At 62.9% G+C, this 15,101-nt stretch carries 15 protein-coding genes; 2 read left to right on the plus strand and 13 right to left on the minus strand.

Annotated elements, in window-relative coordinates; genetic code table 11:
- Positions 1-2: 2 nt before the first annotated feature.
- The 5 genes from pal to tolQ are packed head-to-tail and all read right to left on the minus strand — an operon-like array spanning position 3 to position 4,925.
- Complete coding sequence (gene pal, locus OOT43_RS04030; RefSeq protein ID WP_317134049.1) at positions 3-605, minus strand: peptidoglycan-associated lipoprotein Pal; 603 nt, start codon at positions 603-605, stop codon at positions 3-5.
- A gap of 49 nt (positions 606-654) precedes the next feature.
- Complete coding sequence (gene tolB / locus OOT43_RS04035; protein WP_266023424.1) at positions 655-1,929, minus strand: Tol-Pal system beta propeller repeat protein TolB; 1,275 nt, start codon at positions 1,927-1,929, stop codon at positions 655-657.
- A 19-nt stretch (positions 1,930-1,948) separates the two neighbouring features.
- Positions 1,949-3,811: a cell envelope integrity protein TolA gene (gene tolA, locus OOT43_RS04040; RefSeq protein ID WP_266023425.1), complete on the minus strand. Its 1,863-nt coding sequence runs from the start codon at positions 3,809-3,811 to the stop codon at positions 1,949-1,951.
- A complete protein-coding gene (gene tolR, locus OOT43_RS04045) occupies positions 3,811-4,251 on the minus strand; it encodes a protein TolR (RefSeq protein WP_266023427.1) in 441 nt (146 codons plus the stop codon). The genes tolA and tolR overlap by 1 nt, the downstream gene beginning before the upstream one ends.
- Positions 4,248-4,925, minus strand: a complete 678-nt coding sequence (tolQ, locus tag OOT43_RS04050) for a protein TolQ (RefSeq protein ID WP_266023429.1) — start codon at positions 4,923-4,925, stop codon at positions 4,248-4,250. Before tolQ ends, tolR begins: the two co-directional genes overlap by 4 nt.
- 271 nt (positions 4,926-5,196) lie before the next feature.
- Between tolQ and OOT43_RS04055 the strand changes: the two genes are divergently transcribed.
- Positions 5,197-7,548, plus strand: coding sequence for a dynamin family protein (locus OOT43_RS04055; protein WP_266023430.1), 2,352 nt, complete (start codon positions 5,197-5,199; stop codon positions 7,546-7,548).
- A gap of 17 nt (positions 7,549-7,565) precedes the next feature.
- Positions 7,566-8,273, plus strand: coding sequence for a hypothetical protein (locus OOT43_RS04060; protein ID WP_266023431.1), 708 nt, complete (start codon positions 7,566-7,568; stop codon positions 8,271-8,273).
- Between the two features lie 12 nt (positions 8,274-8,285).
- Here the strand turns inward: OOT43_RS04060 and ybgC are convergent, their stop codons facing one another.
- The 8 genes from ybgC to OOT43_RS04100 all read right to left on the minus strand — a co-directional run bounded on the left by ybgC (position 8,286) and on the right by OOT43_RS04100 (position 15,084).
- Positions 8,286-8,693, minus strand: a complete 408-nt coding sequence (ybgC, locus tag OOT43_RS04065; protein WP_266023432.1) for a tol-pal system-associated acyl-CoA thioesterase — start codon at positions 8,691-8,693, stop codon at positions 8,286-8,288.
- The gene (gene ruvB / locus OOT43_RS04070; protein ID WP_266023433.1) at positions 8,686-9,720 is read right to left on the minus strand and encodes a Holliday junction branch migration DNA helicase RuvB; all 1,035 of its coding nucleotides are present in this window, start codon (positions 9,718-9,720) and stop codon (positions 8,686-8,688) included. Before ruvB ends, ybgC begins: the two co-directional genes overlap by 8 nt.
- Positions 9,721-9,733: 13 nt before the next feature.
- On the minus strand, positions 9,734-10,339 hold the full coding sequence (gene ruvA / locus OOT43_RS04075; protein WP_266023434.1) for a Holliday junction branch migration protein RuvA: 606 nt from the start codon (positions 10,337-10,339) through the stop codon (positions 9,734-9,736).
- A complete protein-coding gene (gene ruvC, locus OOT43_RS04080; RefSeq protein ID WP_266023435.1) occupies positions 10,336-10,833 on the minus strand; it encodes a crossover junction endodeoxyribonuclease RuvC in 498 nt (165 codons plus the stop codon). The genes ruvA and ruvC overlap by 4 nt, the downstream gene beginning before the upstream one ends.
- 9 nt (positions 10,834-10,842) lie before the next feature.
- The gene (locus OOT43_RS04085) at positions 10,843-11,589 is read right to left on the minus strand and encodes a YebC/PmpR family DNA-binding transcriptional regulator (protein ID WP_266023436.1); all 747 of its coding nucleotides are present in this window, start codon (positions 11,587-11,589) and stop codon (positions 10,843-10,845) included.
- A 647-nt stretch (positions 11,590-12,236) separates the two neighbouring features.
- A complete protein-coding gene (locus OOT43_RS04090) occupies positions 12,237-12,701 on the minus strand; it encodes a transcriptional regulator (protein ID WP_266023437.1) in 465 nt (154 codons plus the stop codon).
- A gap of 39 nt (positions 12,702-12,740) precedes the next feature.
- Positions 12,741-13,846 (minus strand): IS3 family transposase gene (locus OOT43_RS04095; protein ID WP_394358035.1). Its coding sequence is split into 2 segments (ribosomal slippage): positions 12,741-13,588 and positions 13,588-13,846, totalling 1,107 coding nucleotides; the frame shifts between segments, so codons are not numbered across the junction.
- A 99-nt stretch (positions 13,847-13,945) separates the two neighbouring features.
- A protein-coding gene (locus OOT43_RS04100) for an IS3 family transposase (protein ID WP_394358036.1) occupies positions 13,946-15,084 on the minus strand; the annotation gives its coding sequence in 2 pieces (ribosomal slippage) (positions 13,946-14,829 and positions 14,829-15,084; 1,140 coding nt in all).
- Positions 15,085-15,101: the final 17 nt, after the last annotated feature.

The raw sequence follows: 15,101 nt of genomic DNA on the forward strand, positions 1-15,101 counted from the left end.
GATCAGTTTCCCGGATAGACGATTTCGACACGGCGGTTACGCGACCAGGACGACTCTCCGCCTCCGGAATCCGCCGGCTTTTCTTCGCCGAAGCTTACGATCTGCATCTGGCCATCGCTGGCACCCTGGAAACGCATGGTGTTGGCGATCGAGCGCGCGCGCTGTTCGCCCAACGCGATGTTGTACTCGGGCGATCCGCGTTCGTCGCAATGCCCCTCCAGCGTCACTGTGACGTTGGGATGCGAGGCCAGATAAGCGGCATGAGCATTGACCACCGATACATACTCCGGAAGCACCTCACTGCTGTCGTAGCCGAAGTAGATCACGCGCTTGGAAAGCGGGCTGGAGGGATCGTTCAGCGCCGGATCACCCGCGCCGCCGCTGCCGTATGCACCGCTGCCGCCATAAGCGCCGCCGGTTCCGCCGTAAGCCTTGCCGGCCCCGCCGCCCGCGCCGTACTTGCCGATCTGGGGTCCGCCCGGACCGCCGCCCTCAAGCCCTACGCCGGCCGCGTCGTCCGGCTTCACCTCTTCCGTCTTGGAGCATCCCGCCATCAGCAGCGATGCCGCAACCATTGTCACCAAACCCATTCTAATGCGATTCATATTGCCTACCTTTCCAAAACTTCAAGATTTGTGGCCGATTACGGCGCCGTCAAGGCGACCACGCCGGCTCGCGCACGGCACCGCCTTCGATACGCAGGCTCTGACGGACCTTGCCGTCGATCGAAACCGCGGCCAGTTGCCCCCGACGCGCCGCATACAGAATCATGCTGCCATTCGGCGCGAATCCGGGCGACTCGTCCAGAGGGCCACTGGTCAGAACCCGGACCGCACGGCTGGCCAAGTCCATCACCGCGATCCGGTAGTCGCCGCCCTTGCCGTGCACCATGGCGAGGCTGCGCCCGTCCGGGGAGAACACGCCGCGGGCGTTGTAATCCCCGTCGTAGGTCAGCCGCTCGGCCGGTCCCCCGCTTGCCGACACTAGATACAACTGGGGCTTGCCGCCACGGTCGGAGGTGAATACGAGGGAGCGGCCGTCCCGGGACCAGTTCGGCTCGGTGTCGATCCCGCTGTAGTCGGTGATCTTGTTCAGCGCGCCCGATCCCAGGTTCATGACGTAGATGTCCGGATTGCCGCCCTTCGACAGGGTCAGCGCCAGCCGCGATCCGTCCGGAGAGAACGCCGGCGCGCCGTTGATACCCGGAGCGTCCGACACCTTGCGGCGCTCGCCGGTCGCCAGCGTCTGGACGTAGATCGCCGAAGTCCGGCTTTCGAACGAAACGTAAGCGATCTTCGTGCCGTCAGGCGACCACGCCGGCGACATGATCGGCTCTTTCGAAGCGATGACGCTCTGCGGGTTGTAGCCGTCCGTATCAGCCACCTGCAGGTTGTAGCGGCGGTTGGCGCCTTCGCCCGACACGGTGACGTAAGCGACGCGAGTGGCGAAGGCGCCGGGCTCGCCGGTGATCGCCTTATAGATGACGTCCGCGATCCGATGGGCCGCCTGGCGGGTTTCAGCCCGACCGAAGGGCAGCCTGTAGCTGATTACCAGCGTGCCGCGAATGACGTCGACGACGTGGAAATCGGCTTCATAGCCGCCACCTGCCGGCTGAACCTGCCCCACCACGACGAAATCCTGGCCCAATGCCTGCCATGCCGACTGTTGAATCTGGTCCGGTGCAGTCGGCCGCTCCCGCATCGCGCTTTCCGCCAGCGTCCTGAATCGCCCGCTGCGCTGCAGGTCGGCGGAAACGATCTGGCTGAGGGAGTCGCTTAAGCTCCCCTGGTCGGCGAAAGGAACGATGGCCACCGGAATCGCTCCTTCGACACCTTGGCTGATCTGAACCTGGAGTTCCGCCAGGACCGGCCCCGCAGCGAATAGCAACAGGAACGAAACCCAACGGGCGATCGCACGCGCCTTGTTCATGCTTTGTACCTTGACTCGACTAACCGGAAGGATCGAATTTGAACGTGAAAGACCTGAGTTCCGCGGCTACCTTGGGATCGGACGGCATGGGCAGGGGGGAGGCCTTTTTTACCGCGCTTTCCGCGGAACGATCGAAGGTGGCGTCGCCGCTGCTCTTGACCACTCGGGCTTCCACGACCGTTCCATCCCCAAGCGTTCGTACCTGGATTATACAGGACAGGCCAGCTCTGGCGGCAGGCGGCCTGAGCCACAGGCCTTCCACACGGGGCTTGATGTAACGGTTCGCCCATTTGTTCGCTTCCCGCTCGATCAGTTCCCTGCGTTCGTTGTTTATCTGCTCATCGAGTTCGGCCTTGCGCCGGGCGTCTTCCGCCGCCTTTTTCCGCGCCTCCGCAGCCGCCATGGCTTTGGCTTCTTCTTCCATTTCCCTTCTGGCTTCGGCGACGGCCCGGGCCTTGGCCTCTTCCGCCGCCTTGCGCCTTGCCTCCGCTTCCGCCTGCTTGCGCGCTTCATCAGCGGCCTTCTTCTTGGCGGCGGCTTCCGCGGCCGCTTTGGCCCTTGCCTCCTCAGCGGCTTTCTGCTTCGCCTCGGCTTCGACCTTTTCACGCGCGGCTTCGGCGGCTTTCCGTTTCGCCTCGGCTTCCGCCACGGCCTTGGCCCTCGCTTCTTCCGCCACCTTCTTCTTTGCAGCGGCTTCCGCAGCCGCCTTGGCTCTGACTGCCTCGGCGGCCTTCTGCTTCGCTTCGGCTTCGACCTTGGCCTTCACTTCCTCCGCCGCCTCGCGCCGGGCATCCGCTTCGGCCTTTTCCCTCGCCGCTTCCTCCGTCTTCCTCCTTGCCTCAGCCTGCGCGGCCGCCCTGGCCCTGGCTTCTTCGGCTGCCTTTTCCTTTGCTTCGGCTTCGGCCTTTTCACGCGCGGCATCCGCCGCCTTCCGTTTCGCCTCCGCTTCCGTCGCGGCCTTGGCCTTCGCTTCCTCGGCCGCCTTGCGCCGGGTCTCAGCCTCTGCCTTTTCTTTGGCTTCTTCCGCCGCCTTCTTCCTGGCCGCGGCTTCCTCGGCAGCCTTCTCCTTCGCTTCGGCTTCCGCCTTTTCACGCGAGGCTTCGGCGGCGGCCTTGGCCTTTGCTTCCTCCGCTGCTTTGCGCTCGGCGGCGTCCCTCGCCTTTTCCTGCGCCTTCTTCTTGGCCGCCGTTTGCGCGGCCGCCTTGGCCCTGGCTTCTTCCGCAGCCCTCTCCTTCGCTTCGGCTTCGACCTTCTCACGCGCCGTTTCAGCGGCTTGGCGCTTCGCCTCGGCTCGCGCTTCCTCCGCAGCCTTCTCCCGTGCTTCGGCCTCCGCTTTCTCGCGAGCCTCAGCCGCTTTGCGGCGCACCTCCGCCTCGGCCTTTTCGCGGGTCTCCTCCGCCGCTCGTTCCTTCGCCGCCGCTTCCGCTTTCCTTCTCTGCTCGTCCTTCCGCGTCTGCTCAGCAAGCTTCTTGGCTTCCATCTGCCGCCGGCTCTCTTCCGCAGCCTTCTCAGCCTCGCGCCGTTCCACGTCGAGCCGCTTCTGTTCGACGATGCGTCGGCGCTCGGCCTCCCTGCGTTCGGCCTCGATTTGCTGAGCGCGCCGAGACTCTTCCGGATTCGGGGTTGAAGCAGGCTCGGACGGCTCAGCCACGGGTTCCGGCCCCGTTTCGACCGGTGGAGCCGCTTCGGCCTTCAACCGTTCCGCCTCGGCGGCGATGCGGGGATCATCGAGTACGACCGCCTCGATGACTTCGGGCTGGGGCGCTTCGGCCGATCGTTGCGAGGATTCGAACTTCAGCGCGAACAGGACCAGCAGAACGAGGTGGAACGCCAGCGCCAGCGCGAACGGCCCACGCAGACTGCGGAGACGGGAATCGGCCATCAATCTTCGACGGGATTCGTCATCAGTCCTACCTGCGGCACGCCGGAATTTTTGAGCGCGGCCATCACGGTGATCACCCGCCCGTAATCCACAGCCTGATCGCCCCGGATCAGGACGGCGGTGCCTGGTTTTTCAGCCAGAGCGCGAGTCACTTTCTCGGTCAGAGTGGCCGGGTCGACCGGAACGTCTTCCTGATTGGTCGCATCCAGGTAGAGCTGGCCGTCCTTGTCGATGGTGACGATGATCGGCTTGTCCTGATTCGGGTCGATCGCCCTCGCCTCGGCCTTGGGCAGATCGACGTCGACGCCGGATTGGAGCATCGGCGCGGTCACCATGAAGATGATGAGCAGCACCAGCGAGACGTCGATGTAGGGTACGACGTTGATTTCGGCCATGGGACGGCGGCGGCTGCCGCGTCCGGCTCCGGTCGAGACGTTCATTTGGTGTGCGCCTGCCGGTGCAACAGGCTCAGGAATTCCTCGGTGAAGGACTCGTAGCGGTTCGCCAGCCGGGAAATGTTGGTCGAATACCGGTTGTACGCGATCACCGCCGGGATCGCCGCGAACAAACCCATGGCCGTGGCAACCAGCGCCTCCGAAATGCCAGGCGCCACCATCGCCAGAGTCGCCTGCTTGACCGAGCCCAACGAGCGGAACGAATTCATGATGCCCCAGACGGTACCGAACAGGCCGATGTACGGGCTGGTCGATCCCACTGTGGCAAGGAACGGCAGCCTTTCGTCCAGCTTGTCCATCTCGCGGTTGAGCGCCACGCGCATCGCTCGCTGGGTGCCCTCCATCACCGCCTCCGGCATGATACCGCTCTGCTGCCGCAGGCGGCCGAACTCCTTGAAGCCGGCCAGAAAGATGAGTTCCATGCCGCCGCAGTCTTCGCTTTCCGTGGCCAGCTGGCGGTACAGGTCGGCCAGGTCGATGCCGGACCAGAAGCGGTCTTCGAAAGCCATGGAGGTCTGTTCGGCCCGCCGGATCTCACGGTACTTGCCGAAAATGAACGTCCAGGAGATCACGGACGCCGCGATCAGAATGAACATGACGATCTGGACGACCGCGCTGGCTTCCTTGATCAGGGTAATAATCGACAGCTCAGAATTCATTTTTGCTCTGAGAGTTAAGGTAGGTGAACGGCTAAAATTGAGGGAACCGGCATGCGGCTCAAGAAGGTGGCCGGCAGGATTTCGCATTCCGGATGCCGGCTAGTTTATGAAATACCGGCCGGGCCTATCAAGCGGCGGGAGCGCCGACACACCGGGCGGATTCGTTCACAAGGCTTAGATGCTAAAATGCGGCGGCCCGATATTCATGGATTCGTCACCCGGCCCGCCCGCCAGCCGCCTGCCACGAGGACCCTCTTTGGAAACCCATGCAATGAAAGAGCCGGACTACAGCCTTTACGTCAAGGCGTTCACCCGATTGTTCGAAGCTTATGACGCCGCCGTCCCCTACCTCGGCCTCACCGACGACTTCAAGTACTACGTCAACCGCAAACGGACCTGGCTGGAACGGCTGAAGTCGCCGGAGTTCCCGGTCGCATTCCTGGGGGCGTTCTCGGCCGGCAAGAGCACGATCATCAACGCGGTGCTCGGCAACGACATCCTGCCGCAGGCCACCAAGTCCTTCACAGCCATCCCCACCCTCATCCGCAAAGGCAAGAGCGCCAAGGCCGTCATCCACTATCTGGACGAGAACGAGCGGGAAGAACTGAAGAACCTGTATGTCGAGGAGATTTCCAAGGAGCTCCGCAAGAGCTGCGACGCCTACCGGAGCCTGAGCCGGGGCGAGCTGCTGAGCCAGCTCGGCCGGGACATCGAGCAGCACAAGGGGCAGTTCGGGTCGTTCAATAAACAGAAGTTCTTCGACGAGTTGAAAGCCCTCGTCCACGGCTGGAGCAAGCTCAGCGGCGCGGAAAAGGAAATCGCCCTGGAGGAGTTGCCGAGCTACGTCACCGAAGACTACGAGGATGTGCTTTTCGTCAATCAAGCGGAAATCTTCCTCACCGACGTCAGTATTCCGGAAAACGTGGTGCTGGTGGACCTGCCAGGGCTGGGGGTGGTCAATCCGCGCCATCGCAAGGTGACCAAGTCCTACGTGGAAAACGACGCCAAGGCCTTCGTCATCGCCATGAAGGTGTTCCACCTGCTGGAGGGCGAGGAAATCGAGCTGCTGGCCGAGATCCACAGCCAGCGCAAACGCGTGCTGCAGCGGGCGTTCTGGGTAATCAACCAGTGGGATGTTCTGAGCGCTCAGCAGAAGAAGGAAGAGCAGGTCAATTTCGGCCAGAAGATCGACCGCTACGGTTTCCACATCGCCAAGGACCGCGTGTTCCGGGTCTCGGCACTCAACTACCTGCTGCTGAAACTGATTCAGGACGGCCGCCTGGAACAGAGCGCCAGCCTCCGCGAACATGTGGATGCCCTCCAGAAGGCGCTCGGCAAAATCCCCGAACGCCACGAGGCCGAACGCCACCTCAAGTCGCTCGAAGAAGCCAAGAGTTTCGCGGCTTTCCGCAGCGGACTGTTCGATTACCTTGCGCATACTGCGCGCGCCGAATTCCTCGACGAAGCCCGCAGCGAGTACATGGATCTGGCGAAACGGCTGCGCGAACACCTGGAACCCCTCCACCAGACTTACCTCAACACGAGCGACGACAGCATGAAAAACACCTTCATCGCCAGTGAGTTGTCGCGTCGTCAGGACGAAGTCCTGCGGCGCCTGCGTTCCACGGTCGAAGAGCACATCAAGGCGTTGCGGACCGAGGTGCTGCCCGAGTTCGTGTTCTGGCGCGACGAGGACCAGGAACAACTGGGCCAGCAGATCACCCATGCGATCGACACCCTGGACCGCAAAGCGCTCAAGAACGAGCTGCTGAAGGGCCTGGACCTGCACAGCGTGGTCAGCCGCCTGCCGCACAAGATCGAGGAAAAGCTGCACATCCAGCACACCTTCCGCTGCCAGCTGCAGCAGTTGCTGGAAGAGCAGATGGTGCGCCGCCATCTGGCACAATTGCTCGAAGACATCACCGCCACCGAAGCCCTGCCGCCCGAGGTGCTGGCGGTACTGCAGGACCGGCTGAGCGGCCGCGACATGCTCAACCGGCTGAAGGGAATGTGCGACGTATTCCTGTTCGAGTACGGCGAGGTGATCGACGATCTCGGCCGCGACATCATGGCGCAAGCCGCCGGCGATGCGGGCCGCAGAAGGGACGACATCCTGGAGCAGGTACAGAAGAATGCCGACCGCGCGCTGGATATCGCCAGAAACCTGCATCTGATCGGTCCCGGCGAGGGAGCGCAGCAAATGCTTGCTCTCGGTCTGGACAAGCTGCGCCGCATTCAGGACAGCCTGGCCGACGCGAAGAGCAGCGGAGGCGAAAGCGCGCCGGTGCAGCTCGCGGCCGCGACGATCCGGGGAGACGAGATCGACCGCGCCCTGGACTGCTACAAGGCCGGCCTGCTTGAATATACCCGCCGGCAGCAGGTACAGATCAACAAGTTCGCACGCCGGGGCATCAAGAACTATTTCGAGGAGCTGGAAGGCGAACTGCTGGGCTATTTCGACTCCATCAAGGGCGAAATCGCCAAGACCATCATGAAACAGCTCACCCGCGACCTCGACGCCGAACTCAAGGCTGAGCTGGATAAGCAGCGGACCGTCCGCGATGCCTACGCGATCGTGACGTCCGCCGTCGGACCGGAGCGGCGTTCGGTCGAAGGCCCCTGAAAAGACTTCTCCACCGCATGAGAAAGTGGGCCTGGGCCGGGGTGCTCGCGGCCGCCTGCGCCGGCTGCGGGACCGAACGGGCCTGGATCTACCGGCCCGAAACGGCAGCGGCGCGCAGCCCCCTGCTCGTTCTGACGGTTGCGGTGCCGCCCTTCCAGGATCTCCGCACCAACGCGAACACGGACGAACTGATGCATTACGCCATGCCGGTGTTCCCCTTCGGCTGGCAGAACCTCTCGCATCCGGAGTACGCGCAAAGGCACGCGAGCACGGGGCCATGGCTGTGGAAACCGGACGAGGACTTGGCCCGCGCCGCCGTGGCGGAAATCGACCGGGCCAGGATATTCAGACAGGTGGCGTTCAGCCGGAACGGCGGCGAAGCCGACCTCAGGCTCGAAGGCACAGTGAAATCGACCCAGTACCATTCGAAGACCTTCAGCTACGGGCTGTCGGTCTTCGGTCCGCTGTTCTGGATCCTGGGCGCACCATCGGACAGCTTCGACAACGAACTCGTGCTAGGCTTCAGGCTCGTCGAAAGCGGCAACGGCAAGGTCCTGTGGGAAAAGGAGTATTCCCGCCAGATCGGCAAGACGAGCTGGATCTACAGCGTGCAGGACGATTTCCGCTATCCCGAACTCGCCAAGACCATCCTCAGGCAACTGGCGGATGACCTCGCCGCCGTCGCGGCCCCCGGCCTGGCTGGATTGCCACAAGCAGGAAACTGAGCGCGCGGGTACTCAGGCCACACCCCGCAGCCGCTTCAGCACGGCTTCAGGCAGGGCCTGGGGCCGAAATCCATTGGCGGAGAGAGAGACGATCTTGACGCGTCCGTCGCACAGAACGGCGTCACCCCGCGTCACCCGCTGAGCGAAACTGAAGCTCGCCGACCGCGCTTCCACCAGCGCCACGCCGACCCCGATCGCATCGTTGAAACGTGCCGGCTTCAAGTATTCGACCTGGACCGAGCGTACGGCGAAGATCACTCCCAGCTCTTCGCGCAGACTGTCCTGCTCGAATCCCAACGCGCGCAGCCATTCGGTACGGGCGCGTTCCATGTATTTGAGGTAATTGGCGTAATAAACCACGCCTCCGGCATCGGTGTCCTCGTAGTAAACCCGCACCGGCCAGACAAATTCTTCACTCATCGCCGAATATTTCCTCGTTGATATTCGTCCTCTGCGGCGGCTTCAGCCCGAAATGGAGATAGGCGTTGCGCGTGGCGACGCGGCCGCGAGGCGTCCGCATGATGAAGCCCTGCTGGATCAGATAGGGCTCCAACACGTCCTCGATGGTGCCGCGCTCCTCGCCGATCGCTGCGGCCAGATTGTCCAGGCCGACGGGGCCGCCTTCGAATTTTTCCATCATAGTAAGCAGCAGACGGCGGTCCGACTGATCGAAGCCGTTCGGGTCAACATCCAGCATTTCCAGCGCGCGACCGGCCACCTCTTCGGTGATCCGGCCATCGGCCATGACCTGGGCGAAGTCGCGGACCCGCCGCAGCAGGCGGTTGGCGATACGCGGGGTGCCACGGGCACGGCGCGCCACTTCCAGCGCCCCTTCCGGGGTGATCTCGCTGCCCAGTATCCGGGCGGAACGGGCGACGATCCTGCCCAACTCTTCGACGGTGTAGAACTCCAGCCGGTGCACGATGCCGAAACGGTCGCGCAGGGGCGAGGTCAGGAGCCCGGCGCGGGTGGTGGCGCCGACCAGGGTGAACGGCGGCAGATCGAGCTTGATCGAACGGGCGGCGGGGCCTTCCCCGATCATGATATCGATCTGATAATCCTCCATCGCTGGATACAGCACCTCTTCCACCACGGCGCCCAGACGATGAATCTCGTCGATGAACAGCACATCTCGGGGCTCGAGGTTGGTCAACAGCGCCGCCAGGTCGCCGGCCTTCTCCAGCACCGGCCCGGAGGTGTGGCGGACATTGACGCCCAGCTCGTTGGCGATGATGTTGGCCAGGGTGGTCTTGCCCAGGCCCGGCGGGCCGAAGATCAAGACGTGATCCAGCGCCTCGCCGCGCCCCAACGCTGCCTGGATGAAGATCGCCATCTGCTCGCGCATGGCGCGCTGGCCGACGTAATCCTCCAGACGCTTGGGCCGGATGGCGCGGTCGATCGCCTCCTCGTCCCACTGTCCCGCCGCACTCACCAGCCGCTGCGTCATCGTTCGAGCTCCCTCAGCGCACCGCGGATTGCAGCGCCAGCCGGATCAGATCCTCCGCGCTGCGCCCTTCGACCGGCTGCTTGGCGACCAGCGTATTCGCTTCCTGGGGCTTGAAACCCAGCGCGATCAGGGCGCTCACGGCCTCGTCGGCAGGATCGGCGGCCGGCAAGGGCGCTGCGCCGCCGGCGAAGCTGGCAGGAGCCAGAGACGGGACGCCGATGTCCAGCCGGTCCCGGAGTTCGATGATCAGGCGCTCGGCGGTCTTCTTGCCGATGCCGGGGAGCCGCACCAGCCGCGCCGAATCCTGCCGCTCCACGCAGGCGCGAAAATCGTCGACCGAGATGCCGGAGAGGATGGCCAACGCCAGTTTGGCGCCGATGCCGCTGACCCGGATCAGGCTGCGGAACAGTCCCCGCTCGGCCTCCGTGCCGAAACCGAACAGGCTATGGGCGTCCTCGCGGATCTGAAGATGGGTATAGAGCCGTACTTCGGCGCCGATCTCAGGCAGGCCATAGAATGTGGACATCGGCGCATCGACCTCGTAGCCCAGACCCTGCACGTCGATCAGCAGCGAAGGCGCGCGCTTGGCGACCAGGACGCCGCGGATGAAGCCGATCATCGTCGTGCCATCCGGCTCATGCGGCTCAGGGTCTGGCGGTGGTGCAGATGGCAGAACGCCACGCCCAGCGCGTCGCTGGCATCCAGCGGCAAGGGGCCGGGCTGGCCCAGCAGGAAGCAGACCATGTGCTGTACCTGCGCCTTGTCGGCGCTGCCCTTGCCCACCAGAGCGAGCTTCACCTGGCGCGCGGCATACTCGTGCACCGGCAAGCCCCTTGAGACACCGGCACAGATCGCCGCGCCGCGGGCTTGGCCCAGCTTGAGCGCCGAATCCGCGTTCTTGTGCATGAACACCTGCTCCACCGCCATTTCCTCCGGCTGAAACTCCTCCACGATCCGGCTGATCCCCTCGAAGATCCGGCGCAGGCGCTCGGGAAAGTCGTTCGTTTCGGTACGGATGCAGCCCGCCGTCACCAGCACCGGCTTACCGGTCCAGTCCAGGATGCCATAGCCGGTCACCCGGGACCCGGGGTCGATGCCGAGCACCCGCGTCATCGCGTCCGCTCAGCCCAGCTCGGCAAGAATGTCCTCACTGATGTCCGCGTTGGAATAAACGTTCTGGACATCGTCCAGGTCCTCCAGGCGTTCGAGCAGGCGGATCATTTTCTCCGCGTCTTCCTTGTCCAGCCTGACGCTGGTGCTGGCGCGCATGGTGACTTCAGCCGATTCCGGCGTAAGCCCCGCGGACTGCAGCGCATCGCGCACCGCTTCGAACCGGTCGGGCGCCGCGAGCACATCCACCGAACCATCCTCGTTGACCACCACATCGTCGGCACCGGCATCCAGCGCCGGCTCCATCACCCGGTCCTCGCCCAGATCGGCGCCGAAACTGACGACCCCGGCCTTGGCGAACAGATAGGCGACCGAGCCGTCGGTGCCGAGATTGCCACCGGCCTTGGAAAAAGCGTGGCGCACTTCGGCCACGGTGCGGTTGCGGTTGTCGGTCAGGCAGTCGACCAGCACGGCGATGCCGCCGGGACCGTACCCTTCGTAGCGGACCTCCTCGTAGCTATCGCCGTCCCCGGCACCCGAGCCCTTCTTGATGGCGCGCTCGATGGTGTCCTTCGACATGTTGGCGACCAGCGCCTTGTCCATGGCCGTGCGCAGGCGCGGATTATTGCCGGGATCGGGACCGCCGGTACGCGAGGACACGGTGATTTCGCGTATGAGCTTGGTGAACAACTTGCCGCGCTTGGCATCCTGGGCCCCCTTGCGATGCTGGATATTGGCCCATTTGCTATGACCCGCCATAGTGCTTCTCAAGACCTCCGGACTGATTGAACCGGCAAAGTCTAACATTGTGAGCCGGGGCGAATCGACCGGGCACCTCTCCTACCTCCGCGCGTTGTCGACGCAAGGAACGTCCGCAGGCCGCGGAAGGTACGGCAGCATCGGTGCCATCGACCAAGCCCGTCCGTGTCACGCCTCAAGTATCTAGCAGAGAGTCCGTTGGTATGGTAGCCCGCAGCCTGCGCCGATGTGGTCGAGGGCCTGTCTTGTTCGGCGGGAGCAAAGGAGCTGAATGGCAGGCGCTCGAACTTCACCGTCTTCCACAGGAGTTCGATCCGGTTCAATTCGGGGCTTTAAGGTGGCAGGAAGTCAAGCGGTGCCAGCGCCTTCGCGGTAGGGACGGAGGCGTTGTCCAGAATCACCACCCGGGGCTTCTGGAACCGTTCGATCAGCGTCAAGAGGAAGCCGAACGCCCCGAGGCCATTCACGCTCCGCCATCGCCTGCACGCACTCTCCGTCAGCCAACCGCAAGATCGCTTCCGAAATCGCTCGCCTGCAACGCGATCACTCCTACGCGTGGCATCGTCACGCCCCTTGCTGTGTCCAATCAGCCTTCAGTCTATCGCCAAGAGATTTGTCACGATCTGGTTATCGGCGCATCTTGGAATCTACGTTGGCTTGATGGGCTTCTCATTCGGGCGTCCGGCCTCTATCCCTCCGGCGCGGACTGCTGTTTGATACATTGCAATGAATTCGTTTGCCCAGCGCTCTGCTCTCGGGGTGCAAGCAGCCAACGATGACTGCAATTCGGGGATTTCAAAGTATCGAGGCTCATGAAAATACGGGTTGGCCATGCCGCCAACATCCTTGGCGTCGTGGCTGAGATCTACCAGTCGACCATCAATCAAATTGTACTGATGTTGGTAATGCCCACGTATTGATCCGCCAAAGACAGACTGCATAAATAACGAGCCATACCTGCACGAACCAGATAAGTCATTGGGCATCGCGATGCCCCGCTCCGATGCAAATGCTATCCACTGCTTGAAGAAACACGATTTCGCGGAGGCAAAGCCGTCGTAACAGTAGCCCAGGCGACCGGTACGGTTCGATGTCCAATCAGTAAAGTTCATGCTTGATCCTTGTCTAGGGTAGTTGACCTGCTCCCCGATTTAGTCCGAAACGGACATAGAGTCTGCGGTTAAAAATGTGTCTGCAAACTGATCTGGCGTCAGGTAAGCCAACGAACTGTGGGGGCGTTGCTCATTGTATTCCCGACGCCACTCCTCAATGACTTGGCGAGCATGGCGCATCGAGACGAACCAATGCTCGTTCAGGCATTCATCCCGGAATTTGCCGTTGAAGCTTTCGATGTAGGCGTTCTGCTGTGGCTTACCTGGCTGGATGAAGCTCAAGCACAGTCCTTGGCTATCGGCCCATTCATCCAAAGCCTTGCCGGCAAACTCGGGGCCGTTGTCGACGGTGACTGATTTGGGCAATCCGCGGATCTCTGCCAGCCGTTGCAGCACACCGACTACACGTCTGCCAGGCAGCGAAGTATCGACTTCGATGGCCAAGCACTGCTTCGTGAAGTCATCGACGATATTCAGGCACCGCAGCCGCCGACCATCGGCCAAACCGTCCGAAACATAGTCCATAGACCAACTCTCGTTAGGCGCCGATGGCGCGACCTTGATTTGGCGCTCCACGCCGGCAATGCGCTTCCGCTTTCGTTTGCGGACCATCAGGCCGGCCTCGTGATACACGCGATAGGTGCGCTTTCGGTTGATTTCCCAACCCTCTCGGCAAAGTAGCACGTGCAGCCGGCGATACCCATAGCGCCGCTTCTGCGCTGCCAATTCGCACAGTCGTTCCTTGAGCTCCTGGTCTGCTGGCCGCTTAGCTTCGTAGCGATACAGCGACCGAGAAATACCGATCAGCCCACAAGCCCGCGTGACGCCCATCTGGTGCTTTGTCATCAGATGGGAGACCGCCACCCTCTTGGCTTGTGGGCTTACCACTTTCGGCCTACAACCTCTTTCAACGCAGCATTGTCCAGCATCGCCTCCGCCAGCAGGCGCTTGAGCCGGGCATTCTCGGTCTCCAGTGCCTTGAGCCGCTGCGCATCCGACACTGTCAGGCCGCCGTATTTCGCTTTCCAGTTGTAGTACGTCGCCTCGCTGAGCCCGTGCTTGCGGCACAGCTCCGCTACTTTTAGGCCGGCTTCGGCTTCCTTCAGGATGCCAATGATCTGTTCTTCGGTGAAACGCTTCTTCATGCTGCCTCCTATCGAGGCAGACTCTACATCACGACCGGACTAATCTCGGGGAGCAGGTCATAGTAACTTTGATCTTGCCCCCGAATTTCGGACATCCGTTTAAGGGACACGGGATAGCTCGAACTCTTCCGGGCTGAGATAGCCCAAGGTCGAGTGGAGCCGGTTTCGATTGTAGTAAACCTCGATGTAGTCGAACACGTGCGCCTTGGCCTCTTCACGTGTAGCGAAGTGCTCCCCATGGATCGCCTCGACCTTCAGACTGTGGTTCCAGCTTTCCATCGCCGCGTTGTCGTAGCAGTTACCCTTGGCGCTTATGCTGGCGATCAGGCCGTGCGCGTCGAGTAGGGCGCGATGTTCACGTGAGCAGTACTGGCTGCCGCGGTCGGTGTGCACGATCACGCCGCGCGGCCGTTGCCGGCGGAACTGTGCCATGCGTAAGGCATCGCAGACCAGCGTGGCCGTCATACGTTCAGACATCGACCAGCCCACCACCTTGCGCGAGAACAAGTCCAGCACGGCTGCCAGGTACAACCGGCCTTCGCCAGTGTCGATACAGGTGATGTCGCCCACCCACACTTGATCGGACCGCCCGGCCGTGAAGTCCTGTTGCAGCAGGTCTTCTGCTACCGGCAGCGTGTGCTTGGAGTTCGTCGTCGCCTTGAACTGACGCGCCGCCTTTGCGCGCAAGCCCTGGCGCCGCAGGCTTTCTGCCACCTGCCGACGCCCCGCTCCAAGCCGCTTGGACAACCGTGGCGCGCCTGCACGGCTGCGTTCAGCCGCGAAGACGGCCTTGACCTTGATATCCAGCTCCGCTCGCCGTTGCACCCGCGCCGATGGCTTGCGGCCCCGCCACGCGTAGTACCCGCTCGGCGATACCTTCAGCAGCCTGCACATCAGGCGCACCGCAAATTCATCCTCATGCGCCTTCATCGTCGCGTACTTCACTTCGGCTGTTTCGCGAAGTACGCCGCCGCCTTTTTTAGGAAAGCGTTCTCCTCCTCCAATCGCGCCACCTCACGCTTGAGCCGTGCGTGCTCGGACTCTATCAGCCGGCGCGCCTCCGCGTCCTGGCCTTGCTGTTGGGCCTTGCCACGCCATGCGTAGATCTGCGCCGGCTGCAGGCCCAGATCGCGCGCCGCCACCGACACGCCGTCCTTCACGGCCCGAAGCAATGCCTGTTGCTTGAACTCCGCGCTGTACCGCGTGCGCTCCGTCTTCGCCTCTGCCTTCTTCGTCATCTCTCTCATCTCGGATT

Source organism: Methylococcus mesophilus, assembly GCF_026247885.1.
Taxonomy (GTDB): Bacteria; Pseudomonadota; Gammaproteobacteria; order Methylococcales; family Methylococcaceae; genus Methylococcus; species Methylococcus mesophilus.

Bases quoted from the DNA above. Each gene is read 5' to 3' on its own strand.
- pal (WP_317134049.1), bottom strand. From the start codon at position 605: ATGAATCGCATTAGAATGGGTTTGGTGACAATGGTTGCGGCATCGCTG.
- tolB (WP_266023424.1), bottom strand. From the start codon at position 1,929: ATGAACAAGGCGCGTGCGATCGCCCGTTGGGTTTCGTTCCTGTTGCTA.
- tolA (WP_266023425.1), bottom strand. From the start codon at position 3,811: ATGGCCGATTCCCGTCTCCGCAGTCTGCGTGGGCCGTTCGCGCTGGCG.
- tolR (WP_266023427.1), bottom strand. From the start codon at position 4,251: ATGAACGTCTCGACCGGAGCCGGACGCGGCAGCCGCCGCCGTCCCATG.
- tolQ (WP_266023429.1), bottom strand. From the start codon at position 4,925: ATGAATTCTGAGCTGTCGATTATTACCCTGATCAAGGAAGCCAGCGCG.
- OOT43_RS04055 (WP_266023430.1), top strand. From the start codon at position 5,197: ATGAAAGAGCCGGACTACAGCCTTTACGTCAAGGCGTTCACCCGATTG.
- OOT43_RS04060 (WP_266023431.1), top strand. From the start codon at position 7,566: ATGAGAAAGTGGGCCTGGGCCGGGGTGCTCGCGGCCGCCTGCGCCGGC.
- ybgC (WP_266023432.1), bottom strand. From the start codon at position 8,693: ATGAGTGAAGAATTTGTCTGGCCGGTGCGGGTTTACTACGAGGACACC.
- ruvB (WP_266023433.1), bottom strand. From the start codon at position 9,720: ATGACGCAGCGGCTGGTGAGTGCGGCGGGACAGTGGGACGAGGAGGCG.
- ruvA (WP_266023434.1), bottom strand. From the start codon at position 10,339: ATGATCGGCTTCATCCGCGGCGTCCTGGTCGCCAAGCGCGCGCCTTCG.
- ruvC (WP_266023435.1), bottom strand. From the start codon at position 10,833: ATGACGCGGGTGCTCGGCATCGACCCCGGGTCCCGGGTGACCGGCTAT.
- OOT43_RS04085 (WP_266023436.1), bottom strand. From the start codon at position 11,589: ATGGCGGGTCATAGCAAATGGGCCAATATCCAGCATCGCAAGGGGGCC.
- OOT43_RS04090 (WP_266023437.1), bottom strand. From the start codon at position 12,701: ATGAACTTTACTGATTGGACATCGAACCGTACCGGTCGCCTGGGCTAC.